At 28.9% G+C, this 25895-nt stretch carries 25 protein-coding genes and 6 pseudogenes; 28 read left to right on the plus strand and 3 right to left on the minus strand.

What is annotated here, in order from left to right:
• Positions 1 to 259 precede the first annotated feature (259 nt).
• The 17 genes and pseudogenes from J2Z24_RS09565 to J2Z24_RS09625 all read left to right on the plus strand — a co-directional run bounded on the left by J2Z24_RS09565 (position 260) and on the right by J2Z24_RS09625 (position 9853).
• Entirely contained in the window at positions 260 to 520 is a 261-nt protein-coding gene (locus J2Z24_RS09565) for a TfoX/Sxy family protein (protein ID WP_035151226.1), read from the plus strand.
• Between the two features lie 52 nt (positions 521 to 572).
• On the plus strand, positions 573 to 1067 hold the full coding sequence (locus J2Z24_RS09570; protein ID WP_035151228.1) for a GNAT family N-acetyltransferase: 495 nt from the start codon (positions 573 to 575) through the stop codon (positions 1065 to 1067).
• 104 nt (positions 1068 to 1171) lie between these two features.
• Positions 1172 to 1339, plus strand: a pseudogene (locus J2Z24_RS09575) (fatty acid kinase subunit FakA-related protein); the annotation flags it as partial.
• A 105-nt stretch (positions 1340 to 1444) separates the two neighbouring features.
• Positions 1445 to 2155, plus strand: coding sequence for an azaleucine resistance protein AzlC (gene azlC / locus J2Z24_RS09580; RefSeq protein ID WP_035151231.1), 711 nt, complete (start codon positions 1445 to 1447; stop codon positions 2153 to 2155).
• Positions 2152 to 2484 carry a branched-chain amino acid transporter permease gene (locus J2Z24_RS09585; protein WP_035151234.1) on the plus strand — a complete coding sequence of 111 codons (333 nt, stop codon included), beginning with the start codon at positions 2152 to 2154 and terminating at the stop codon, positions 2482 to 2484. Before azlC ends, J2Z24_RS09585 begins: the two co-directional genes overlap by 4 nt.
• Positions 2485 to 2499: 15 nt before the next feature.
• A pseudogene (locus J2Z24_RS21380) lies at positions 2500 to 2619 on the plus strand (flavodoxin family protein); the annotation flags it as partial.
• A 358-nt stretch (positions 2620 to 2977) separates the two neighbouring features.
• Positions 2978 to 3301 carry a DUF3788 family protein gene (locus J2Z24_RS09590; protein WP_085059157.1) on the plus strand — a complete coding sequence of 108 codons (324 nt, stop codon included), beginning with the start codon at positions 2978 to 2980 and terminating at the stop codon, positions 3299 to 3301.
• Positions 3302 to 3350: 49 nt separating this feature from the next.
• Positions 3351 to 4124 carry a class I SAM-dependent methyltransferase gene (locus J2Z24_RS09595; RefSeq protein WP_242990830.1) on the plus strand — a complete coding sequence of 258 codons (774 nt, stop codon included), beginning with the start codon at positions 3351 to 3353 and terminating at the stop codon, positions 4122 to 4124.
• A 57-nt stretch (positions 4125 to 4181) separates the two neighbouring features.
• Complete coding sequence (locus tag J2Z24_RS09600) at positions 4182 to 4643, plus strand: GNAT family N-acetyltransferase (RefSeq protein WP_035151237.1); 462 nt, start codon at positions 4182 to 4184, stop codon at positions 4641 to 4643.
• 471 nt (positions 4644 to 5114) lie between these two features.
• The gene (locus tag J2Z24_RS09605; RefSeq protein ID WP_035151239.1) at positions 5115 to 5717 is read left to right on the plus strand and encodes a DUF6033 family protein; all 603 of its coding nucleotides are present in this window, start codon (positions 5115 to 5117) and stop codon (positions 5715 to 5717) included.
• Between the two features lie 139 nt (positions 5718 to 5856).
• Positions 5857 to 5985, plus strand: a pseudogene (locus tag J2Z24_RS21385) (AraC family transcriptional regulator); the annotation flags it as partial.
• A gap of 517 nt (positions 5986 to 6502) precedes the next feature.
• Positions 6503 to 6646: pseudogene (locus J2Z24_RS21390) on the plus strand (AraC family transcriptional regulator); the annotation flags it as partial.
• Between the two features lie 103 nt (positions 6647 to 6749).
• On the plus strand, positions 6750 to 7103 hold the full coding sequence (locus J2Z24_RS09610) for a GNAT family N-acetyltransferase (RefSeq protein WP_278320995.1): 354 nt from the start codon (positions 6750 to 6752) through the stop codon (positions 7101 to 7103).
• Between the two features lie 260 nt (positions 7104 to 7363).
• Positions 7364 to 7897 (plus strand): hypothetical protein, encoded by a 534-nt coding sequence (locus tag J2Z24_RS09615; protein ID WP_035151243.1) that lies wholly within the window; start codon positions 7364 to 7366, stop codon positions 7895 to 7897.
• A 134-nt stretch (positions 7898 to 8031) separates the two neighbouring features.
• On the plus strand, positions 8032 to 8445 hold the full coding sequence (locus J2Z24_RS09620) for an IS607 family transposase (RefSeq protein ID WP_242990831.1): 414 nt from the start codon (positions 8032 to 8034) through the stop codon (positions 8443 to 8445).
• Complete coding sequence (locus tag J2Z24_RS21395; protein WP_242990817.1) at positions 8411 to 8641, plus strand: hypothetical protein; 231 nt, start codon at positions 8411 to 8413, stop codon at positions 8639 to 8641. Before J2Z24_RS09620 ends, J2Z24_RS21395 begins: the two co-directional genes overlap by 35 nt.
• 15 nt (positions 8642 to 8656) lie before the next feature.
• Positions 8657 to 9853 carry an IS200/IS605 family accessory protein TnpB-related protein gene (locus J2Z24_RS09625; RefSeq protein WP_241392950.1) on the plus strand — a complete coding sequence of 399 codons (1197 nt, stop codon included), beginning with the start codon at positions 8657 to 8659 and terminating at the stop codon, positions 9851 to 9853.
• A 385-nt stretch (positions 9854 to 10238) separates the two neighbouring features.
• Here J2Z24_RS09625 and J2Z24_RS09630 read toward each other — a convergent pair whose 3' ends face one another.
• Both J2Z24_RS09630 and J2Z24_RS09635 read right to left on the minus strand, forming a co-directional pair.
• Positions 10239 to 10904, minus strand: coding sequence for a class I SAM-dependent methyltransferase (locus J2Z24_RS09630; protein ID WP_035151246.1), 666 nt, complete (start codon positions 10902 to 10904; stop codon positions 10239 to 10241).
• A 164-nt stretch (positions 10905 to 11068) separates the two neighbouring features.
• A pseudogene (locus tag J2Z24_RS09635) lies at positions 11069 to 11248 on the minus strand (IS1595 family transposase); the annotation flags it as partial.
• Positions 11249 to 11363: 115 nt separating this feature from the next.
• Here J2Z24_RS09635 and J2Z24_RS09640 point away from each other — a divergent pair.
• From J2Z24_RS09640 to J2Z24_RS09680, 10 genes and pseudogenes are all read left to right on the plus strand, one after another.
• Positions 11364 to 11624, plus strand: a pseudogene (locus J2Z24_RS09640) (M28 family peptidase); the annotation flags it as partial.
• An 88-nt stretch (positions 11625 to 11712) separates the two neighbouring features.
• Positions 11713 to 12129: a 2-thiouracil desulfurase family protein gene (locus J2Z24_RS09645; protein WP_035151250.1), complete on the plus strand. Its 417-nt coding sequence runs from the start codon at positions 11713 to 11715 to the stop codon at positions 12127 to 12129.
• A 396-nt stretch (positions 12130 to 12525) separates the two neighbouring features.
• Entirely contained in the window at positions 12526 to 13287 is a 762-nt protein-coding gene (locus J2Z24_RS09650) for an MBL fold metallo-hydrolase (RefSeq protein WP_035151252.1), read from the plus strand.
• Positions 13288 to 13752: 465 nt separating this feature from the next.
• On the plus strand, positions 13753 to 13920 hold the full coding sequence (locus J2Z24_RS21935; RefSeq protein ID WP_372440080.1) for an N-acetyltransferase: 168 nt from the start codon (positions 13753 to 13755) through the stop codon (positions 13918 to 13920).
• Between the two features lie 273 nt (positions 13921 to 14193).
• Positions 14194 to 15312, plus strand: coding sequence for a DUF5667 domain-containing protein (locus tag J2Z24_RS09655; protein ID WP_051593416.1), 1119 nt, complete (start codon positions 14194 to 14196; stop codon positions 15310 to 15312).
• A gap of 233 nt (positions 15313 to 15545) precedes the next feature.
• Positions 15546 to 16157: a dienelactone hydrolase family protein gene (locus J2Z24_RS09660; protein ID WP_085059159.1), complete on the plus strand. Its 612-nt coding sequence runs from the start codon at positions 15546 to 15548 to the stop codon at positions 16155 to 16157.
• 231 nt (positions 16158 to 16388) lie between these two features.
• Positions 16389 to 16922 carry a MaoC family dehydratase gene (locus tag J2Z24_RS09665; protein ID WP_035151258.1) on the plus strand — a complete coding sequence of 178 codons (534 nt, stop codon included), beginning with the start codon at positions 16389 to 16391 and terminating at the stop codon, positions 16920 to 16922.
• A gap of 340 nt (positions 16923 to 17262) precedes the next feature.
• A complete protein-coding gene (locus J2Z24_RS09670) occupies positions 17263 to 17817 on the plus strand; it encodes a TVP38/TMEM64 family protein (protein WP_035151261.1) in 555 nt (184 codons plus the stop codon).
• 153 nt (positions 17818 to 17970) lie between these two features.
• On the plus strand, positions 17971 to 18258 hold the full coding sequence (locus J2Z24_RS09675; protein ID WP_035151263.1) for a DUF3795 domain-containing protein: 288 nt from the start codon (positions 17971 to 17973) through the stop codon (positions 18256 to 18258).
• A 118-nt stretch (positions 18259 to 18376) separates the two neighbouring features.
• Positions 18377 to 18952 carry a GNAT family N-acetyltransferase gene (locus J2Z24_RS09680; protein ID WP_241392951.1) on the plus strand — a complete coding sequence of 192 codons (576 nt, stop codon included), beginning with the start codon at positions 18377 to 18379 and terminating at the stop codon, positions 18950 to 18952.
• Positions 18953 to 19358: 406 nt separating this feature from the next.
• Here J2Z24_RS09680 and J2Z24_RS09685 read toward each other — a convergent pair whose 3' ends face one another.
• Positions 19359 to 21098, minus strand: a complete 1740-nt coding sequence (locus tag J2Z24_RS09685) for a methyl-accepting chemotaxis protein (protein WP_035151267.1) — start codon at positions 21096 to 21098, stop codon at positions 19359 to 19361.
• Positions 21099 to 21490: 392 nt separating this feature from the next.
• On the opposite strand from J2Z24_RS09685, the gene J2Z24_RS09690 reads away from it, so the two are divergent.
• Entirely contained in the window at positions 21491 to 25753 is a 4263-nt protein-coding gene (locus J2Z24_RS09690) for a 2-hydroxyacyl-CoA dehydratase (protein WP_035151269.1), read from the plus strand.
• Positions 25754 to 25895 lie beyond the last annotated feature (142 nt).

Raw genomic sequence — 25895 nt, forward strand, 5'->3', positions numbered from 1 at the left:
TTGTATATCATTATTCTCTCCACGTTAATTTCTTCACTACAAGCCTATTATCTCTATGAAACCTCCTAGCCGCTTTCAAATCACAATCTTTAAAATACCTACTTATTTTTCTTTTTATTATACTCTATCTTTATACTGGTCTACTGACTGAAAATTATAACTTTCCCATATTTTCCTTTGGTAATATGCTATAATTAATTTTCAATAGTAATCTAATGCGATATTTGAAAAATAAATGGTAATTTTTGGGAGGATTATTATGGGAGAATTATCAAAACTACCTAATATCGGAAAAGAAGTTGAAAGACAGTTGAATAAAGTAGGTATATTTACCTATGATGAATTAAAAGATATTGGAGCAGAACAAGCATGGCTAAAAATACAAGAAATTGATACTTCTGCCTGTATTCATAGACTGTTAGCACTGGAAGGTGCAATTCAAGGCATTAAGAAAACAGCTTTACAACAGGAACGAAAAGCAGAGCTGAAAGATTTTTATAATTGGCATAAATCTAAGTAGCAATTTATGGAGCTGTTTTACAGAAAGATTTTTATTTAATGGAGGAAACAAAATGATAATACAAACTGAACGATTGGAACTTATACCTCTAACTCTTAATCAATTAAAATTATGGATTGAAAATATTCCTGAACTTGAAAAGGAATTAGACTGTTCCTATAAGGCAGAATCAATGGAAGGATTTTTTCTTGAAATAGTAAAGGGACAGTATGAAATAACCCAAAAAGACCCTAACAATTATTTATGGCATAGCTTTTTTTTCTTGATTCGCAAGGATGATAGGGTTGTAGTAGGTTCAGCGGATTTTAAAGATATTCCTAATGAAAAGGGTGAAGTTGAGATTGGATATGGCTTAGGCAAACAATTTGAGCACAATGGTTATATGACAGAAGCTGTAAAAGCAATGTGTGAGTGGGCATTAAAACAAAAAGGAGTTAGAAATGTGATTGCAGAGACTGATTTAGATGGTTTTGCATCTCAAAGAATTTTAGAGCGTTGTGGATTCAAAAAGGATAAAGAATTAGAAACTCTTTGGTGGAGATTATAGGCATTGTACAACTTAAATTTCAATTTAAGGTTAACTATTATAAATAGTAATTTATTGATGAGTTTATAATAAAGTATACAAAAATTTGAAAGGATGAAAATATTATGTTGGAATATAGATATGATACGCAGTTACTAATTGAGGGAGAAAACCTTGATGAAGATGTGATTAATGACTATTTTACTAATAATTTTAAAGGGGATTGTTTACTTGCTGTAGGTGATGAAGAACTTATTAAAATTCACTATCATACTAATGAACCATGGAAATTATCAGTCATCATACCCTCATAAAATTGTAATCCATACGATTATATCGTTGATTGTATGGATTTACAATGATAAAATTTTATTGACTATAGGGGGTGTATATAAAGGATGGAAAAAAGAAATGAAATTAAGAAAGCTTTTTATGTAGCGTTTCCACATACTATTCCTATTTTTGCAGGATTTTTATTTTTAGGGATAGCTTATGGAATCTATATGAACGTATCAGGCTTTAGTGCCATATATCCAATACTTATGAGTTTCACCATTTTTGCAGGTTCTGTAGAATTTGTGGCTGTCAATCTGTTGCTTGGTGCTTTCCAACCATTAGGAGCACTCATATTAACGTTAATGATAAATGCGCGACATTTATTTTATGGAATTTCAATGTTAGACAAGTATAAGGGAACTGGAATGAAAAAATATTATTTAATTTTTGGTATGTGTGATGAATCCTTTTCTATAAATTGCACAGCAGATATTCCTGATGATGTGGACAAGGGCTGGTTTATGTTTTTTGTTACTTTGCTTAATCATTTTTATTGGGTTTTCGGAGCTACAATTGGTGGCATTTTTGGAGGATTAGTAAAATTCAATACAAATGGTCTTGAATTTGTAATGACTGCACTTTTTATTGTAATTTTTCTAGAACAATGGAATAAGGAGACAATACATCATAGTGCATTGCTAGGGGTAGGAATTTCACTATTGTGTCTTATTCTCTTTGGAGGAGACAATTTTATTATTCCATCTATGATAATGATTATTGGTATACTTACTTTACTTAAAAGACATTTAGAGAAAGCGGGTGGATTTGAATGATAATGACTTTAACGCAGCGAATTATTATAATTGGTATGGTTATATTAGGAACGGTAATAACACGATTTCTTCCATTTATAATATTTCCATCAAATAAACCAACACCTGAATATGTGAAGTATCTTGGAAAAGTATTACCTTCTGCAGTATTAGGAATGTTAGTGATTTATTGCCTAAAAGATGTTAATTTGCTTATAGGAAATCATGGCATCCCAAAGCTTATTTCAATAGTAGGGGTTGTATTAATCCATTTATGGAAAAAACAGATGTTAATTTCAATTGCAGTGGGAACCATTTCATATATGTTTATGATTCAACTGATATTTTGATTTTCACATTATTTTACTATATGTGGATATCGCCCAGAGAAAAGGGCTGATCTTTGGGAAAATGGGATAAAACGATATTGCAAGCATTCAGAACTCCAATACATAGGGAAGCTTGCAGAGAGAGATTTTAGGTTTTATTGAAGCATACTTCACCACGACTAGATACAAGGATATTTCAATAATTGAGGCTTTCCTTCGTATTTGATTAAAATATGTGAAAGAAGTAAGGGGTCTTGGATATAAAACTGTAATTTATGTTAACTATGTAATCAATGACTAGTAGTTATTGTAAAAACCTCGCTTATAATTGATACGGAGAACAGTACCACAAATAAATATGAGATTTATAGTCTTAGCCATTAATATTACTTGGTTAAGACTATTTTTGTGCATAAAAAAACTGTATTATAAATAATGTGGTGTTTACAAAATATGTTATAATAAAAAACAAGTAATTTTTTAAGTGCAAGAAAATTTGAAGGGAGACTTAAAGATGTTAGATAAAGTACCTACAAGCGAGGATTTGATTGCTTTAATTGGGAAAACATTATTTGAAGTTTGGACAGCATTATGTGATATGATCGAGAAAAAATATGACATGGAACATTTATTTAATAATGGAGGCAAAGCGTGGAAATATGAGTACAAATATCGTAGAGATGGAAAAACGCTTTGTGCATTATATGCGAGAGAAAATTGCTTAGGTTTTATGGTTATTTTAGGGAAAAATGAACGGACAAAATTTGAAGCAGATAAACAAAATTATTCCCTTATAAAAAGTGATTGTGAAATTCCAATACCACAAACCTATTTCTAATTTGGATTAGCGATTATTTATATAATGGGAGGGGTAAAAAATGTAAATAATTAAAGGTTTAGAAACCACATTTAACTCTGTTTACACTGAATACGACAAGTGGCGTCCTGCTTATGTTAAAGAACTATATGATGATATTTTTGATGTAAAAGAAATAAATTCATCAAGCAATGTGCTTGAGGTTGGAATGGGGACTGGACAAGCAACATTGCCAATACTTGAAACAGGTTGTAGTTTAACTGTAATTGAGTTAGGTGACCAGTTGGCGGAATTTTCAAAACATAAATTTAAAAATTATGATAAATTTAATGTTAAAAATTTGGCATTTCAAGATTTTGAGTGTCCTCCTAATTCATTTGACCTGATCTTTTCAGCAACAGCTTTTCATTGGATTCCTGAAGATATAGGATATACCAAAGTATTTGATATGCTAAAAAGCGGTGGCGTTTTTGCACGATTTGCGAATCACCCATGCAAAGACAAGAAAAATAATAACATACATATTGCATTTGAAAATATATATGCAAAGTATATGCCAGGTTCATTAGCTGGAGATGAATATAGCGAGGAAAATGCCAAAAATATAGCGGATATAGCTTATAAATATGGATTTATAGATATAAGTTATAAGCTTTATCATAGAACAAGAACCTTTACAGCTGATGAATATACATTATTATTAGGTACCTATTCAGACCACATTGCTATGGAAGAAACAACAAGAATGAAGTTCTTTGATGAAATAAGAGAAGCGATTAATGATAATGGCGGTATTATTACTGTATACGATACAATAGACATACAACTTGCAAGAAAACCATAACTGTATGTTATGAGCATAACATGCAGTTGGCTAAATAGTAATTTTAAGAGGTGAAATATGGAGATTAATTTTAGAAAGATAGATAAAACAAATTATAACACTTGCGTGTCTTTAAAGGTAGGAGAACATCAAACTAACTATGTTGCAAGTAATGCATTTTCATTGGTACAAGCTTTTTATGAAGATGAATTATATCCATTAGGAATATATAATGGTGATAAAATGGTGGGATTTTTATTATATGATTATGATGAAGAATTAAAAGGATGGTCATTTTCAAGATTCATGATTGATATTAAGTATCAAAACAAGGGATATGCTTCAAAAGCGTTAGAAAAGTTTTTAGATTTTTTTCATGATAAATTTCCAAATGAAAATTTATATACAAGCGTAGAAATAGATAACGAAGTAGCCATTAAATTATATGAAAAATATGGTTTTAATAAAAAAAATTCATTTGAATATATAGTTGGGGATATTACCTATAAGGAATTTAGGATGTTGAAGGTATTACGGTAGTATATAGACAAGTTCCAATTTATAATAGGTTTTTATAGTACTAAAAGAGATAACAATATATATATTTAAAAGAAGAGGATATGCATAAATTTGTTGATGAAAGTGCTGAGAAAATTAGTAAAATATTAAAGGAAGAGTATTTATGAAATAATAACAATAAAAATTTGATATACACTTTATAAAAGTATCAAAAATATCTAATACAACTCCACCCCTGTGTATAGAGAGTGGTTTTATTTAGGTCAAGAAGAATAATGGTCTCACGGAAAGAGTCTTGATTTTGGAGCAGTTCTAATGGGTTTTGGATCTATTCCACTTGAGCACATTCTAAATTTTTAAAATACCTTTCTTAGAAGCTGTATTAAAGAGTTATTCATGACAAACTACATTTAAAAACCATTAAGTTGAAGAAAATGTAGTCGATAACAATATAGGCAGCATTTATAAAAGTATGTGAAAGGGATGAATAACATGACAATGAAGGTAGGAAACGGCTATAATTCCTATTATACGCAGACAATAAATAAATCTATAAATGGTTCAGATAAGGCTGCGGTTAACAGTAAAAGCATAATAGACAAACCAGATAAAACAGTCTCAAAAGAAGAGTATTTTAAAAATCTTTGTAATGAACATCCTAATGTTAACATAAATATGAGCGACTCATATTTATTTAGAAAGAATGAAGCAGTAACCTTTAATGTTTCTCCTAAACTTATAGAAAAGTCAATGAGAGATCCAAAGGCAGCTGCAAATTTAAACAGATTGTTAGATTTAGCACCATCATTTCCACAATACCTTAGTATGCATAAGTATATGCCAGATGGTAGAGAAGTAACCAAGGTGAGTTTTGTGATAGATGAAAATGGTGGGGTTAGTTGTGATTGTGAATATAAAAAAAATAAATCTAAGAATACAGATGAAGAAAGTTATATTGAAAAATTACTAAAAAAGAAGTTGAAAGCATTAACAGAAGAAAGAGCAAAAATGAGTAAACAGCAAAAATTATATTATAATAATACAACTAAAGTTGATGATATCATTAACTTTAGTTTTTTAGATACAAAGATATAGCTAGACAATATACATCTGATGCTAGAGGATATGTATACAAATGGAATGATAGATTCCTTTAGTAATATGTTATAATTAGCTCACAATAGTAACTTAATTCGGCATGTGAACAATATAAACATATATAAGGAGAAAAGGAAAACTATGGTTTGAACAAAAATCAGGCCATATAAAGAGAGTCTTTACCAAGGATTATGAGGGCACTGTTCCCGGTGAATATACGAAAGATGGAAAACCACATTGTTATTTATATATTGCTATTCAGTAGAATGGAAAAATGAGTTTGTAAAAATAATATAAAACTCACAAATTCTAATTTATATATTAGTTGAAGGAAGTTCGAAATATAAAAAATATAGATGTTTATTTTTTATAAAAATTTGATATAATAATATTAATGAAACTCCTTAGCGAGGCTAAGGAGTGCAGAATTCTAAAGAAATAAAATTTCTAAGAATTCTAGCAAGAAAAGCTTAGTGCTGGTAACACTAAGCTGAGTCTTAGAACATTTATTTTGTTTTAGGGATATTGGATTAGATTTATGTTAAAAATTATTAATCTTAGAAAAAGTGCTACTCTTTGCTGGATGGAGCACTTTTTTTCTTTGATTTTAACTTCTATATTAAGACCAAGAAACTTAAACTTAATTTTTAAATTATGTATAAACAGATTATGCTTTAAAACTAATTTTATCACATAAACAACAGATATACATTTAATAAAAGTATCAAACATATCCAATACCATCCCCTAGCTATAGTGAAATAGTTCACCAATAGCCCAGGAGAATAAAATGGGAAAAAGTATGGTTTGAGCAAAAATCAGGCCATATAAAGAGAATCTTTACCAAGGATTATGAGAGCACTGTTCCCGGTGAATATACAAAAGATGGAAAACCACAATGTTATTTATATATTGCTATTCAATAGAATGGAAAAATGAGGTTGTGAAAATAATATAAAGTTGGAAAATTGTAATTTATTCAATATGAAGATAAATGTTAAAGCTGTTAAATGAATTTCGTTTGTATCAATCAAAGGTAGTTCAAGATTTTATATAGTAGAAAATAACGAAAAAGTACTTGCATATATGAAACTTAATTTTGACAAAGCACAAACGGAGACAGGTCACGATAACACATTAGAAATTCAAAGAATTTATGTATTACAGGAATATAAAAGTAAGCATATCGGTAAAATGTTAATGCAAAAAGCAATAGAAATTGGGAAAAATAGCAATTTAAATTATATTTGGTTAGGTGTATGGGAACACAACATAAATGCGATAAAATTTTATGAAAAACAAGGATTTGAAAAATTTGATACACATATTTTTAAATTGGGTGAAGATGAACAGACAGATAATTTAATGAAATTAATATTATAAAGTTTATTTATAATAAATAAAATAAGACACAATCTTTATATTTAACGTTACAACTGAAAAAATAAACAGTTTACCTGAGCACTGTATTATTCAAATTTGAATTTTACAGTGTTTTTACTTCACATTACTGAAATATTGCGAAGTAACTAATAAAATTTATTCTTTGAAAATTGAATAATACCATATTTACAATATATGTTATAATTAATTCATAATGGTAAAATAAGTGAACCAACAATTATAATTATGGAGGAAATTTAATGTGTAAGAAACGAGTTTTATATTTATTCGCTATTATCCTTACTATTATTTTTACTTCTTGTAGTGGTGAAAATGAAAAAATAAAGTATTCAGCACCAACTACATCACAAGTAAATGAATTTATTTCTAAAAACTCATTAAATGTATTATCTATAAAGAAAACGAGTGATTTTACAATTGTGTTGTATCAAAATGATAATAGCCATGGGCATTATGTTTTGTATAAAGACCAAAAAAATCAATTATATAGTCCTGGTGTAAAAGCATATGGAAATTCAAAAGAAAGCAAAGTATCTCTTGGTGGAGTTGGTTCAGGAAATACACCTTTTGTTACAATTATTATAAATGATGAAGATATATTGCAAAAAGCAAAAGAAGTAAAAATAACTTTTGCGGATGGAACAGTAGTATCTGAGTGGATTTTAGGAAAAGGGACAATAGTTTTACATCATAATGAAATGAATAAAGAGCCAGTGTCTTATACAGAATTAATTATATACGATAAAGATATGACAAAATTATATGAGAATTAATTCGTTTATGATGTCCCTAAAATATATTATAATCTATATAACATTAATATAGATTGTATAGGTTCTAAAAAAGGAGGGTATCTACAAAGAAGCAACAAGAAAGTGGTAATCTTCAAAGACAAAAAGAAAGATTAATTCAATATTGTAGTGAAAGACAATATAATATAATTCATGTATTCGAAGAAACTGCTAGTGGATTAAACGATAAACGTAGAGAGTTGACTAAGATGTTTAGAAGATTAACTGAAATAGATAGTATAGTAATAGAATATCCTGATAGATTAGCAAGATTTGGATATAATTATCTTAAAGAATTTACTAAATCATTTAATGTAAATATAGAAGTTGTCGAAGAAAAAGCACAGTTAGAACCAAATGAAGAAATGGTAAATGATTTAATAAGTGTTGTTACTTGTTTTAGTGCTAGAATGTATGGTGCAAGAGGTGGAAGAAAAATTAAAAAAGATATAGAAAAATCAATAAAAGAATTATCAAAGAAAGGAGATGAGAATAGTGAAAATAACAATGAAAGCAATATTAATAAATGAAACTGATGAACAAAGAAATATTATTGACAATATAATGTTGGTATTTTGCACAGCTATAAGATATTCATTTAAAAGACTATTAGAAAATAATATTAAAATTGGTGAATTAGAAAAAATAGTATCTAAAAAATACAATCTTAATATTAGACAATCAAAAGATGCAGTAGAATCAGCCAGACAAACTATTCTCTCTTAAAAAGAATTAATTAAAATGAATTATGATAATTATTGTAATAAGGTTAAAGCTATTGAAAAAATATTAAATGGTAAAAAGAAAATATCAGATAAGAAAAGAAATGCTTTAATAAGTAAATTAGATAAAAGACAAAGAAAAGTTAATTGTTTTAAAAATTTTATTGATAAAAATATGATTCCATCAGTTATTTTTGGTACTAAGAAAATGTTTATTAAAAGATGTAAAGCCTTAATTTCTAAAGAAGAATGGATTAATTGCAGGAATAATAGAATTTATAGTCGAGGAGATAAAACTAAAAATGGTAATCCAAATCTAAGAGTGATTATTAAAGATGGAATGAGTTTTTTAGAAATCTCTACATTAAAAAAAACTAAGACTAATAGAGCTATAAAAATACAAGTTCCTATTTATTTACCACAAAAACTAAGTAAGAAAACTGGTAAAGTTAATGGAATTAATTATAGAGAATTATTTATAAATCATTTAGTTACAGGTGAAGCATATCAAGTAGAAGTATTAAAAAGAAATGGTAAATATTATTGTCATATAACCTTTGAATTGTCTAAAAAAGAAGTTGATTATACAGGACATAATGGAATTATAGGAATAGACACTAATCCTGATGGTTTTGCTTTAACAATGATAGATAACAAAGGTAACTATAAATGGCATACTTATTTAAAACAATATGAATTGTTATATGCAAGAACCAACAGACGTGAAAATCTATGTGGTGAATTAGTAAAACAAGTTGCTTCAATAGCAAAAACTTATGGATGTAGAATAGCTATTGAAGATTTAAAATTTAAAAATCATAAAGATGTTCATAGTAAATTTGCTAGAATTAAACATCAATTTATATATTCCAAATTATTAACTATGCTTGAAAGTGCTTGTATTCGTGAAGGTATAGAAATTGTAAAAGTTAAACCTCAAATTACAAGCAAAATAGGACTATATAAATATTGTCATCAATACGGTATGGTTGTTCATAATGGTGCGTCAATGGTTATTGCAAGAAGAAGTTATAAATTTAAGGAAAGAGTACCTAAAATTTTAAAAGATAAATTAGTTAAAGATTTAGATAAATTTAACAAGAAAAATGAATGGTCAAAGTGGAATGAAATTAATAAAGACATTAAAAGAAAGGTAGGTGAAAATCCTGATTTATGGTTAGTAAATAGGAAAAGAATACTTGGATTAGTGAGTTAAATATTAACTTTAATATAGATTTAAACTGCCAAAGTACACCTAGTAGGAAAGGCTTTGGTGGATAATAAATATTAGGGGCTGAGTAACACTCGCAATTCTATCGTACTTTATAAGAGTATAAAATTATAAAGGCTATATGGAATTTTAGTATTAAGGTACTAACCTAAGTAGTTGAATCCTGTGATACTACTGCATTATTGATGGATAATGTGAAAAACTATATAAAATAGTTAATGTTACTATTTGTTATGGTTTTAGAAATCAGGAAAGCTTGCTTTAAAAAATAGGCTATGTTTTAATATAGTGTTGAAAATTAATTAATATTTATAACAGGAAGTTATTCTCTGTTTTGAATATAGAATATTACAATATCAACCAGAATACTTTATTTCACACACCTAAAATACACAATAGATTTAATATTATAAACCTCGACTTTTGTATATAATTTATCAAGTATTTGAAAAACTTTATCTTTTGTATAAAACGGAGGTGTAAACCATCCTTTGGGCATTAGAACTTTAGTTACTATTAAATCTGTTGCTTTACGTTCACCACTAATGTAAAAGCAACCACAGAATATGCCACCTTTTTTAAGAACTCTCGCAGTTTCTTTAAATGCAATTTCCTTGTTAGGAAACGCATGAAACCCATTCATCGAAAGAACCAAATCAAAACTATCTGTTTCAAAAGGAAGATTTGATACATCACCTTGTACACATTTAATATTGTTAATTTTCAGGTCTTCAAAGCGTTTTTTCGCCTGTGAAAGCATATCTGTAGAATAATCTAATGCAGTAATATCAGCGGTTTTTATTGTTTCATATTTACTTGCAGTAAATATTGCTGTTCCTACAGGTACATCAAGTATTTTACCATTGAAGTCATTAGGAATAAAAGAAAGTAGTGTTGGAACATAATCCTCGTCTTTCATACCCCACGCCAATTTATTATAGACTTTTGACCAGAAACTATTTGCAGTCAAAACATTGTCATATATATTTTTTGATTCTTTATATGCAACTTTAATTTTATTCTCTATATCATTCATAAAAGTCCTCCTACCAATTTACTTTATTGTATACTAAACTATAGTATAGTTTTATACTAATTATAGCACTAATTTCAAGGTGTTTTATATGATTAAACAAATATTGGTTCTCTTTCCTTCAAATCTGTTATTCTTGTATACGCATGGGCTACATTACATTGAACCTCAGCATTACAACGAGGGCAGACCTTTCCCTTGGCAAATCTAAATTCCTTAACTTCTTGTGTTACTTGACCTACTTGCGAACCTAATACAAGCATTTCGTCTAAATAAGAAAGTAATTGCTACTGTTGAGATAATGATAATTTTTGAATATCTGAAATTAAAGCCTTCACACTTGCCATAATGCACCTCTGAGCATGTATATATGGCTTAATAATAGCATATCTACAAAAATATATAAATTTTCAACATTGATTTAAAACATAGCAAAAAAATAAAAGTAAAGTATCTGATAAACTATATGATTCTATGAAAACTACTCTTAAAAAGAATAATATTGAATTTGCAGATACAGATGTAAGGAGTACAAGTGATCACAAGAATTTTGAAGATGAAAGGATTCCTAATTTTTTCTTTGTACAGGAAAATATAGAGAAATTAGTTCATAAGCCTACAGATACGCCAGATACTTTGGACTATAATCAAATAGATAGGATTGCAAATGCTATAAGTGATTTTGTAGAAACAAATAATGGTATAATGTTTGAAGCAAAATAGTAGCTACTAAGAAAATTCAATAGTTGTGATATTTAAAAATATGTTATAATGTACTAAAACATAAATGACGATTTTAAAGGTGATAATTATGAAAGTATTAGTTAGTTCTTGCATCATAGGATGTAACTGTAAGTATAATGGTGATAACAATTTAAATTCAAGAGTAGTAGATTTTTTAAGAGATAAAGAAGTAATTGAAATTTGTCCAGAAATGTTAGCTGGTATGAGTATTCCAAGGGCTTCTGCTGAAATAGTAGATGGTTGTGTTACTGAATCTAATGGTAAAAATGTTGATAAGGAGTATCGAAAAGGGGTTGAATTGGCATTAGAAAAAATAAAAGATGAAGATATTGATTTAGTAATTCTTCAGTCACGTAGTCCTACTTGTGGAGTCAATAGAATTTATGATGGGAGCTTTACAGGAAACTTGATTGAAGGTCAAGGACTATTCGCCAAGGCTCTTATTCGTGCTGGATATAAAGTAATTGACTCAGAAGATGTTTAATAAATTGTAATTTGTTAAGTAACTTAAAAAATAAATATAAAATAATATATTAAAATATCGCATTATTTAGAAATGAAATTGCGGTATTTTTGCGTGGCATTCTGAAAACAATGGGACGTAAAAAGTTGGAAGGTATGATGGCTCTATATATGAATTGTGATGGTTGGAAAAATCCTTGTGGTCATATAGATAAGTATTCAAAAATTAGGGAAGAAGCTAAAAATAATGGCTTAAATAAAGAATAGTATAAGTGAAAATTTGAAGTAGTAATTAATAAAAATGTTCTTTGAAAATTGAATAGTGTGATACATATATGTTATAGTTTAATAGTAAATAAATTGAATTTTGTTGTGATTTATTTACAGATTCAATGAAATGGAAAGAAGGACAAGTTAAATGAACAATTGGTTTACAATAGATCATATTGATAAGGATACACATATCATCAGTGAATACCGACATTGGGAGGAAACACATGCTTATCTTTTAAATGGTACTGAAAGAAGCCTATTGGTTGATACTGGTCTTGGTATTTGCAATATTTATGATGAAGTGATAAAGCTGACTGACAAACCAGTAACTGCTGTGGCAACTCATATTCATTGGGATCATATAGGCGGGCATAAGTTTTTTCCTGACTTTTATGCTCATGAGGATGAATTAAACTGGCTAAATGGAGAATTTCCACTAACTTTGGAACAAATCAAGGACATGGTAGTAGATCGTTGCGATTTGCCAGAAGGTTATAATGTGGACAATTACAAATTCTTTCAGGGTACGCCTACAATGGTTCTAAAAGATAATGATATCATTGATATAGGAGGTCGTTTTATTCAAGTGTTACATACGCCTGGTCATTCACCAGGACACATATGTTTTTTTGAAAAGGAACGTGGTTATCTTTTCACAGGTGATTTAGTTTATAAAGATACTTTATTTGCTTATTACCCTTCTACTGATCCGAAAGCCTATTTGAAATCAATTGAGAGAGTTGCAACACTTCCAGTAAAAAAGGTTTTTCCAGCGCATCATAGTTTGGATATACATCCAGAAATACTCATTAGAATGCGGGATGCTTTTAGACAGCTGGAATCGGAAGATAAATTGCATCACGGCAGTGGTACTTTTAAATACAAAGATTTTGCTATCTGGATATAATTGTAAATTGTAAAAGACAGAATGAGTATAGCAAAAAAATTACAAATTTCAATTTATAGTTTAATAATACAAGTTTATTAAAAAATAAATACCATTTTTAAATATCACATTATTCAAAAGTAAATGAATGTTGTGGTATTTTTTTCTATGTAATCCAAAGACCAGGTACAAGTTATGTAATAAAAAGAAAGGTTGTTGAAAATGGGAAAAGAGAAATTTAAAAAAGGCGATTATGTAATACATGAAAGCCAAATTAAGTCAATAACAAGTTTAATTAATGATAAGTTTACAGTTCAACTGTATTATATAATGTAACACTTTTCCGTATTTTCCTTTAGTAATATGCTATAATTAATTCCAATAGTCACTATTGTGAATACAAAAGGAGTGCCTGATTGATGATAATAGAGATAAAAGATACAAAATTACAAGATGCAGAAACTATTAGATGTTGCATTAGCAGATATGAAAAAAGATGGTTATCAAAATATTTATTTGTGGGTATTAAAAGAAAATAAGAATGCACAACTTTTCTATGAAAGGAATGGTTTTCAATATAATCAATATGAATATAATTTTGAAATCATGGGAAAACAACTAACTGATATAAGATGTGTTATTGATTTAAATTAGCACGGAAATGAATGCCATTTTCATTTGTATTAAGCATATATGATTCTTACTTAATCTAATAACTGATAATACTGAAAATATAAAAGATGGTCTTTGAAAATTGAATAATGCGGTGCTTAAAAATGGAATTATAATTCATAAGTGTAATAATGCAGTGTTAACAATATGGAAGATGTGCCATAATTTCTATAATATTAATAATTTGAAGTACCCCCCTAAAATAGAATGGCTTGTATGTATAATTAAGTATAACATTAATGGGAGGAATAACTTATGAGAAAAAGGATTACTGGAATGGTATTAACAGTTTTTTTAACGAGTATATTTAGTACTGCTGCATATGCAGCCGAAGTGAATAGTACAAGTACAACTGAGGCAACAAGCAGTGTAACATCTTCAACTACAACACAAGTAGAAAATCAATCAGGAGCAGCAGAAGAAAATGTGGTTAAGGATTTAGCGGGTGTACTGCCTGACTCACCTTTTTATAGCATAGAGCGTGGAATAGAAAATCTCCAGATTGCGATTACTAAAAGTCAGGAAAAACTGGCGGCACTTAAAGCACAATTTGCTACTGAGAGGGCTGGGGAGGCAATTGTTATGACAAACGAAGGCAAAGAAGAACTTGCAAGTGAAGCTACAATTGAATACATGGAGATGCTTGCATCAGCTACAGAACATATAAACAATGCAATTGAGGCTAAGGATGAAGCTGGAAAAACTCTTGAAACCCTCAATGAATCATATAAGAGGAGCGAGGAAATCTTAAAGACTATGCTTGATAAGGTACCTGAATCTTCCAAGACAAGTATTGAAAATGCATTAAATGAGCAGGATAAAGCAATTGCAGCAGTCAATGGTTTCTATGCAACAAAAAAGGCTTTCTTCGATGCAAAGCACCAATTTGAAGAGGCAAAGAAAGAGCTTGAAGCTGCCAAAAAGAGTGGAGATGTAGAGGCAATAAAAGCTGCTGAAGAAAAGGTAAAGGAAGCTGAGGCTTTAAAAGATGAACTTGAGGGGTTAAAGGACTCTGCTGATTCAGCAAAGGAAGAAGTAAAAAATCTCGTTAAACAAGCTGAAAAGGGAATTGAGCAGGGCATGGACCAGATTGACAAGGCAAATGAAAAGATGAAAAAGGTACAAGAAAAGGCTTCTGAGGATGCAAAAAAGGTAGAGGAAAAGGCAAAGAAAAAAGAGGAGAAAGATAGTCAAAAAGTTAAAAAGGAAGAAGAAAAATCAAAAGAAGCAATAAAGAAGGCCGAAGAAAAAGCTAAAGAAGAAGCTAAAAAAGCTAAAGAAAAAGCTAGAGAAGAAGCAAAAAAAGCAGCAGAAAAGGCAAAAGAACAAGCAGAGAAATCTCAGGAAAAACATAAAGACCAATCAAAAAAATAGTTTAAATATAACAGGGACTGTAGGTTAACTTAACACTTCAGTCCTTATTTATTTGAGTTACCTGTAAAACAAAGAATTTAAAAGTTTATAACTTTACTTTGCATTATAAATATTTTGTGTATTATTAGCAAAGTTATTAATGTGTTATACACATAAAATAGTATAAAAAGAAAAGAGGTGAATTTTAGTGAGGGTCTGGTACTTGTTATATACTCTCTCACTAAAGATAAATAGTGAAAATTATAAATAATTCCGATTCTGTAATAATAGTATTGCATGAAATATATGGAATTAATCAACATATACAGATGGTTTGCAAAAAATTTTCTATGAATGGATATGACATTATTTGTCCAAATTTAATTGACAAGCCTCAACCGTTCAATTACGATTTGGAACAAGAGGCATATGAATATTTTATGAATAATATTGGATTTGATTCAGCAGTTCAGCAAGTAAAACAGGTAATTATACAAGCAAAAAAGCAATATAAAAACATATATTTAATTGGTTATAGTGTAGGTGCAACAATTGCGTGGTTATGCAGTGGTGAAGAAAATATGTGTAATGGTATTATAGGATATTATGGTTCACGGATTAGAGATTATAGGAATATTACTCCAAAATGTCCAGTCCTATTAATTTTTTCTACTGAAGAGAACTCATTTAATATAAAAGAATTAGTTTATTCTTTGAAAAAACAGAGCATTAATGTTTATATGTTAAAGGGAAAACATGGATTTAGTAATCCTTTTTATAAAAACTATTGTGAACAGTCATTTGAAAAAGCAGAAAAATTAGTAGATAACTTTTTAAAGAAGATAAATAATGGTCCTTCAATATAGGGGACTATTAATCAACATTCTCATTTAAAACTGATGAGGGAAGATTTAATTATAGAAATGGTTAAACTATAAAAATATGTTAAATATTACCACCGAATACCAATTAAAAGATTAAAAGTAAAAATAATATTTACCTATGGGCATACAAGTTATTTGGAATTTTTATTGATATTCAGTATAATTAAGAAAAGATAAAATTATAATTTACGATATGGATATAAGGAGAACAAAATGATAGATTTATTTAAGGCATTTACTACAAAAGAAGATTTTTTTTATGATGGTGCATTTATTGCTAAAGTAAAATATCAACGATTTCAAGCCAAATTAGATAAAGAAACTTATAAAAATGAAATTGTAAAAAGTAATAGACGACTTTGTGTAATCAACTGTAACGGATATGTTAATAATGAAATTGCAGAAACATTAACAGTTTACTTAATGATGAATGTAAAAGTTAAAGAATATACTCAAACAGAAATTTCTATAGATAAGGGAACTTTATGGCGTAACTTCTCAAAAGAAGAAATTGCAGATTTTAGCCATTTAACAGGAGATACAAATTCTATTCACCTTACAGAAAATCCTGTTGTGCAAGGATTGTTTATTTTAAAAGAACTTTGTGACACCATTCAAACTGATGAGATAGAAGTGAAATATATTCATCCTGTCTATGCAGGTAATCCAGTTTATATAGAACATGAAGAAAATATTATAAAGGGTTTTAGTAATGATATGTTATGCTTTCAAGCAAATCTGCTTTAAAATACTTTTATAAAATTAAGGGAAGTCTGTAATATACTTCTCTTAAAATTTACAATTTATTATTGGTCTTTTCATTTAAATTCCTATTTTAACAAGTACATAGACAGCACTAAATTAATTACCCAGTCCTACCCCTACGATAATACTTGTATTAAATTTTTTCATGCCTCTTTAAAAAAGAAGAAAGTCCATCTTGTTAAGTATTTTGATTTTAATACTGATAAGTTAGCAATATTTGAATACGAATAAAAGCTTATATAAATATAAATTTTCGAAAGGTTTGAAATCACTATATCTAAATAATGATTAAATTAAATGGTAATCTAAAAAGGAGAAAGCAATGTTTAATGTAAATGATATGCTTGAGGTTTTAAAAAATAACAGTTCTCTGGCAGTTCCTATAAGCTTTTTGGTAAGTATAGGTATTTCGTTGGCGGGGGTACTACCTTCAGTATTTGTAACTGGAGCTAACATAGCTTTCTTTGGGCCTGCTCAGGGTTTTCTGATATCCCTGTTAGGAGAAACAACAGGAGCATATATTACTTTTATTGTTTACAGATTAGGTTTTAAGAAGAGGATAGAGAAATTCACAGATAAACATGCATTACTTTCGCAGATAGTTAATAGTAAAGGAAAAAAAGCTGGCCTATTAATATGTGAAGGGAGAGTAATTCCATTCATACCATCAGGATTTGTGACACTGGCAGCCTCAATAAGTAATGTTAATGGTATGATATTCACCGTTGCAACCTTGATTGGAAAGGCTCCATCTATAGCTTTAGAAGCACTTATTAGCTATGATATAGTTAATATTTATAATAATTGGCTACGATTAGCTATAACAATTATTACGTTAATACTTATCAAATTTACAATTGGAAAAGGAAAAAGCTAATTACTAATTTACTTGAACACCGCAGCATTTATAAATTGAATTTTAGGGTGTTTTTACATTTTAATATGGTATAATTTTTACATCAATTAAGTAACATATAGTAAATTTATGTTAATTATCATGATAATGTTATATTAAGAGGTGGATGAGAGTATGGAGAAAATCATAAGCTGTTGCGGAGTAGTATGTTCTGAGTGTAAGTTTTTCCTAGAAGATTGTGAAGGCTGTGTGGGAATCAAAGGTAAGCCATTTTGGTTAAAATATATAGATGAAGATATTTGTGATATATATGATTGCTGTATTAATGAAAGAAAGTTAGAACATTGTGGTAAATGTATGGATTTACCGTGTGAACGTTATTTTAAAGATGACCCAACAAAATCACCAGAAGAAAATGCTGAAGATCGTAGAAGACAATTAGAACAATTGAAATTTATGTGAAATTTCAATATAATCAGCTGTTTTCAAGCGACTCATATCTATTCCAAATACATTTATTACAGGAACAATACTTACTATTGATGGTGAACCAGCTAAATATGTTCCATATGAGAGGGGGATGATAATTTTGAGGAAAAGTCTATATGAACAATTTCCGCATATTGTAGCAGATGAAATAACATTAAGAAAAATTGTAGATTCTGATCTCGACAATATTTTTGAAATATATAGTAATGAAAAACTTTTTCAATACACTCCTATAATGCTTAAAAAGAATAAAAGCACTGTTGCCAATATGATAGGACATTTTGAAAGAGACTTTCATAAAAGAAAATGTATATTTCTTGGAATCTGCCTAAATAGTGAACCTAACAATATTGTTGGTATAGCAGAAATGTTTGACTACTCCAATGATGTAAATATGATAACAATAGGTTACAGACTAAACCATAGATTTTGGTCTAAAGGAATTGCTACAAAAACCGTTAAAGCAATGACAGATTACCTCTTTAACGATATTGGCATTAACCGTATACAAGCCTTTGTCATGCCAGAAAATATTAAATCACAAAATGTATTACAAAAAAATGGGTTTAATAAAGAGGGAATAATTCGGCAAGGGTATGTTTGGAAAGGTCAAGGTGTTGTTGATTTGATATTATATTCTTTATTGAAGGCTGATATTGAAAAATAAGTATTTTTTAATAATTAGTTATTACATAATATTCTTATTTAATAATTCAACTATAAAAATTAAATAATTTATTAAAATACTACATTATTCATAAATTGAATCTTGTGGTATTTTTATTTTGCAATCCAAATATATTACGAAAAGAAATGGGACTTGACACTCATTTGCATATCATTATTCTCCTAATAATTTTTGTAAATTATTGCAACACTTTTATAATGTGGATTGTATTATAAGTAAAAAGAAATTTGAATATTAAAGACGAGAAAGATTATGAAAAAGTAATAGCACTTTTATTAGGAGCAGGTGATATGGAGAACCGTACAATAAATAAATGAAGTTTTACTAAAAAAGGATACCTTAACCAGCTTTTTAAAACACAGTCTTTTTATTAAATGAAATAGAGTTATTCATATTTAAAGCTATTTACTACACCTTTTAAGTCACTAGTCAGTTTATTAAATTCAATAACCATGTTATTCACATTGGCAATGCTGTTAGTTTGTTCTTCTGTAGATGCCAGTGCCTCTTCTGTTGAAGCAGCAGTCTCTTCTGCAACAGCTGAAATATTTTGAATGGAGGTATTTAAAGAACCTACTTGGTCAGTAACTTCATTCATTCTTTCTCCAACTTGCTTAGTGTTATTCATTATTAAGGATATGTGTTCAAGAATTTCATTGAAGGAAATATCAGTTTTGTTTACAATAAATTCTTGTTTTTGAAGTCTATCATTTGCATCATTTATATGGATAATTGTTTGTTTAACAGCATCTTGCATAGCTTGTACATTTGAATAAACTTCCTTTGCTGATAAAGCAGAGGATTCCGCCAGTTTTCTTACCTCTTCTGCCACCACGGCAAAACCTTTACCTTGCTCTCCAGCTCTAGCCGCTTCTATAGCTGCATTTAATGCTAATAGATTTGTTTGTTCAGCAATTGAACCAATAGTGCTTACTATAGTATTTACTGAATTTGACTTTTCTTCAAGAGTTTTAGCTGCAACTAAAACATTATTAGTAATAGTGTTTATTTCATTCATGTGACTCTGTTGTTCCAGTAAAGCATTTTTACCTATACTTATTGATTCGTTTGTTTCTTCATACTGTTTTATTATTTCTGTCATATCTTTGGCAGTTGTTTTGGCATGCTTGCTTATCTCATTTAAGGTAGAGCAAGCACTTACTATTTCACTTGCTACTTGTTGATTACCTTTGGCAATTTCAGAAACAGTACAAGTTATCTGATTCATCGATGTATTTACTTCACTAGTACTTTCTGTTAAACTATTGCATCCATTAGTTAGAACGAAAGTACAGTGCGCTGCATCAGCTATATTTTTCTTTAGCTTATCTATAAAAATATTGAACTTTTCAGATACAAGACCAAGTTCATCTTTACTTGTAATAGGTAGTTTAACCGTTAAATCTCCATCTTTTTCTGCTAAATCAGAAATTTTATTCTTTAGCATGTTTATGGAGCTTATTATTTTCTTTACAAATGTGATGGTTAAAATCAAACAAATAGCTGTAATTAATGTTATTCCAATTATTGATGATATTACCTCTTTTTTGAATTGCTTCTCTGAGCTATCTTGCACATATTTTAAGTTTTCAGTTGAATAATCCTGTATTTGCTGAACAATAGCATCAATATTATCTGTAGGGGCACGGTCTATACCCTTTACTAAATTATCTACCACATGAAGACTATTGGTGTTTTGGAAATCATAGCTTTTAAGAGCATCCTTATATTTACCTCCCAATTTTTCATGAGTTTTTATAGCCTCATCTACTTTTAAGATATCTAATCCTTGCTGATTCATAAGATATTTTAAAGATAATAAATCCTTCTGAGTAGCCTTTTCTTCATCATTAAACCCTGATAGGTATTTTTGAAAGTTATTAGGGTCATTTCCTCTAATTAATAAGTTCTTCCATTCTTGAACTTGCTTTTTAAAATGCACTTGTGCACTTCTAGCAGTATCTATAGATTTAGTTCTTATTATCTCGGAATTAATATTAGTATGGATTTGTTTGTTCATGCTGTATAAAGAATTTAAACCAAATGTTCCAATTGTGATCATGGATATAATCATAATAGCTAACAAAATATAAAATGCTATTTTGATTTTAAGATTTTTTAGCAATGTACTCCCTCCTGTCTTAGTATAAGATATTATCCTTTAATAAAGATGAAAATTTTTATTATATATATTGTCGATAGCTATTTATAATCACTTTACTTCCAATTGTAGGAAATTTAGTTCTTTAGATGACAGTTATAAATCTGGAACTTGCAAAATTTCAAGGTGTGAAACATAAGATTTAATATTGAATTCTTATATAAGCGTAGAATGTGATACCCTGAACCGCACCATAAGTAACGGAGGTTATTACTAAATTTAGGTGAGGATAGGTGGTAAGGTAAATCTCACTTTGTATATTATGCATGAAAAAGGGCAAAATTACAGAATGATGTTTAAATATTATACATCATTTTAATTATATTAATAATAATTTATGTTGGAGTGAGAAGTTTATGAAAGAAATATTACATTTAGGAATTGATATAGGATCCACCACTATTAAGCTTGTATTATTAGATATGAAAAACAACATTATTTATAGTAAGTATGAAAGACATTACTCTAATATAAAGGAAGCTGTAGTTGTCTTTATAAAAGAAGTTTTTAAGAAATATAAAGATTATGATATTACAGCAATGATAACAGGATCCAGTGGATTATCCCTATCAAAGCTTTTAGGAGTATCCTTTATTCAAGAAGTTATTGCTTGTACAGAAGCGGTTGAAACCTTTATGAATAATACGGATGTAGCAATAGAATTAGGTGGAGAAGATGCAAAAATAACATATTTTGAAGATAGTTTAGAGCAACGTATGAATGGGGTTTGTGCTGGTGGTACAGGTGCTTTTATAGATCAGATGGCTACATTACTTGAAACAGATGCTAAAGGATTAAATGAATTAGCTAAAAATTATAAAATAATCTATCCAATTGCTGCAAGGTGTGGTGTTTTTGCAAAAACTGATATACAATCTCTTATAAATGAAGGAGCTACCAAGGAAGATATAGCTGCATCTATATTTCAAGCTGTTGTAAACCAGACTATAAGCGGGCTTGCTTGTGGAAAGCCAATAAAGGGAAATGTTGCATTTTTAGGAGGCCCTTTATACTTTTTATCAGAGCTTAGGAAAAGGTTTATTGATACCTTAAAATTAAAGCAGGAGGAAATATTATTTCCACAAAACCCTCAACTATTTGTGGCTATTGGTGCAGCTATTGAATCAAAAAAAGAGAAAGTTATAACTTTTGAACAACTATTAAAAGCTGTTGAAAGTTTAGATAATAATATAGCTACTTCAGCTACATTAGAGCCATTATTTAAAAATGAACAGGAATTACAAAACTTTAGACAAAGGCATTACAATTACAAAGCAAAGACAAGAGATATAACTACATATGAAGGAAAAGCTTTTTTAGGTATAGATGCTGGTTCTACTACTACTAAAGCTATATTAATAGATAATGAAGGAGCTATATTATATTCTTTTTATGGTAGCAATAAGGGTAATCCTATGCAAATTACTGTAAACATATTAAAAGATATATATAGTAAAATTAATGAAAAAATAAAAATTGCTAAAGTTGCTGTTACCGGGTATGGAGAGGCCCTTATAAAGTCAGCTTTAAATATTGATATTGGAGAAGTTGAAACCATTGCACATTATAGAGCAGCAAAGCATTTTTTAAAAGATGTGGACTTTATTCTTGATATAGGAGGGCAAGATATGAAGTGCATCAAGATAAAAAATGGAGTAATAAATTCTATTCAATTAAATGAGGCTTGTTCATCAGGTTGTGGTTCTTTTCTTGATATGTTTGCACAATCTTTAAACATGAGCATTGAAGAGTTTTCCAAAGAAGGTCTACTATCAAAAAGTCCAGTGGATTTAGGGTCAAGATGTACTGTATTTATGAATTCTAAAGTTAAGCAAGTTCAAAAGGAAGGCGCTGATATTGGAGCTATATCTTCTGGATTGTCTTATTCTGTAATTAAAAATGCTCTTTACAAAGTTATAAAAATAAAAAAATCTGAGGATCTCGGAGAAAAAATTATGGTTCAAGGAGGAACTTTTTATAATGAAGCTGTCTTAAGAGCCTTTGAGAAAGTTACTGGTAAAGAAGTTGTAAGGCCTGATATTGCTGGTCTTATGGGAGCATTTGGAGCTGCTCTTATTGCAAAAGATAACTATAATGGAAATGAGCTTTCTAATATTTTAGGGGAATCTGATCTTGAAAAATTTGGAGTGTCAAATGAATTTAGGCATTGTGGATTATGTAGTAATAATTGTTTACTTACTGTAAATAAATTTTCTGATGGTAGAAAATTTATTTCTGGTAATAGATGCGAAAGAGGTATAGGAGTCAATAAAAATACAAAAAAAGCAGCAAATTTATTTGATTATAAATATAAAAGAATTTTTGGATATACACCTCTTTCAATAGAAGAAGCAACAAGAGGAGAAGTAGGTATACCAAGAGTTTTAAATATGTATGAAAATTATCCATTTTGGTACACTTTCTTTACAGAACTAGGTTTTAGGGTAATATTATCTCCGGACTCTACAAAGAAAATTTACAATGAAGGTCTTGATACTATACCATCAGAGTCTATTTGTTATCCTGCCAAAATTGCTCATGGACATATAGCAAGTCTTATAAAGAAAGGTTTAAAATTTATATTTTATCCATGTATTTCTTATGAGAGATTAGAAGATAAAAGTGCAGATAATCACTATAATTGTGCCATAGTAATTTCTTATCCAGAAGTTGTTAAAAATAATATTGGATTTTTGAGAAGTAAAGACATAATATATAAAAATCCATTTTTGAATTTTAATGATATAAAGTCAATGAAAAAGAACTTATATGATGAACTAAAGGTATTTGATATAAGTCAAAAGGAAATAAGCCTTGCAATTGATAAAGCTTATGAAGAAGTTAGCAAGGTTAAAGAAGATATAAAAAATAAAGCATTAGAAATTCTAGAAGACTTAGATAAAAGTGGTAGAAAAGGTATTGTATTAAGTGGAAGACCCTATCATTTAGATTTAGAAATAAATCATGGTATAGCAGATATGATATCACAAGAAGGATTGGCAGTCTTTACAGAGGATTCTGTAGCTGATTTAGTTAAAATTCCAAGACCATTAAGGGTGCTAGATCAATGGACTTATCATTCAAGGGCATATAGAGCAGCACAGTTTGTAGGTACTAGAAAAAACTTAGAGTTAATTCAATTGAACTCTTTTGGATGTGGATTAGATGCAATTGCTACAGATCAAGTACAAGAAATATTGGAGAGCTTTGGTAAAATATATACACTTTTAAAAATAGATGAGGTTAATAATTTAGGCGCAGCTAGAATTAGAATTCGTTCTCTTAAAGCTGCTATGGATAATATAAATAAATCGCCAATTTCCAATTCAAAAAATATTAAATCAATTAAACCCTATGATAAAACTATATTTACAAAAGAAATGAGAGAAAAACATACAATACTTTGTCCTCAATTTTCACCAATACATTTTGAACTATTAGAAGTTGCTTTTAAAAGCTCCGGATATAGTTTAAAAGTATTACCTACAGTTGATCCACATATTATAGAAGAAGGATTAAAATATGTAAACAATGATACTTGCTATCCTGGCATTGTAGTAGTAGGTCAAATTATAAGTGCACTTAAGTCCGGGGAGTATGATTTAAATAATACTTCTGTAATTATTTCTCAAACAGGAGGTACTTGTAGAGCATCTAATTATATTGCCCTTATAAGAAAAGCATTAAAAGATGCTGGATATGAGAAAATACCAGTTATATCTATAAGTGCTCAAGGAATAGAGAATAATCCAGGATTCAAAATAACATTGCCAATGATTAATAGAGCATTAATGGCATTATCTTATGGAGATATGCTTTTAAAAATGACAAATAGAGTAAGACCCTATGAAAAAATAAAAAATTCAACAAAATTACTTTATTTGAAATGGTTATATAGATGTAAGAATAATATATGTGATGGAAGTTTTAAGGAGTTTAAAAATATTACAAAAGAAATGATAAATGATTTTGATAGTTTGGAAATTAAAAATGTAATTAAGCCAAAGGTAGCAGTAGTTGGAGAAATTTTCTTGAAGTATAACAGTTTAGCAAATAATAATATTATAGGAATATTAGAAAAAGAGGGAGCAGAAGTAATAATACCAGATTTAATGTATTTTCTATTATATTGTTCCTATAATCAAAAATTTAAATATGAGAAGTTAGGTGGAAACTTAAAGAATTTCTTAGGTGGTAGATTGACTATTAAATATATAAAACTTTATTCAATAGAAATGAAGAGATCACTAAGGAATAGTAAAAGATTTATGGCACCACAAAGAATTGAAAAATTAGCTAAAGGAACGGATGATATTTTATCTCTTGGTAATCAAGCTGGAGAAGGATGGTTATTAACAGCAGAGATCGTTAAATTATTAGAATCTGGAGTTAGCAATATGATTTGCATACAGCCCTTTGCATGTTTACCAAACCATGTAATAGGCAAAGGCATGATCAGGGAAATTAAAAGAAGATATCCTTATTTAAATATTACTCCAATAGATTATGATCCTGGAGCTAGTGAAGTAAATCAATTAAACAGGATAAAACTTATGTTTTCCACTGCGATTAAAAATATGGAAAAATTAGAAAAAGGTAAAATAGGTATAAAAAATTAAGGATTTAGCCAATAGAATTAATAAGCGTATAATTGATATATAATCTTTTCGCTTTTCAATTTTTAAATAATATAACCATAGGGCAAACGCATATACAATTCTGGTTGCTTAGGCAACTGGTATCACTAAATTTTCAGTTTGT

The sequence above is a fragment of the Clostridium tetanomorphum genome (assembly GCF_017873215.1).
GTDB classification, from domain to species: domain Bacteria; phylum Bacillota; class Clostridia; order Clostridiales; family Clostridiaceae; genus Clostridium_AO; species Clostridium_AO tetanomorphum.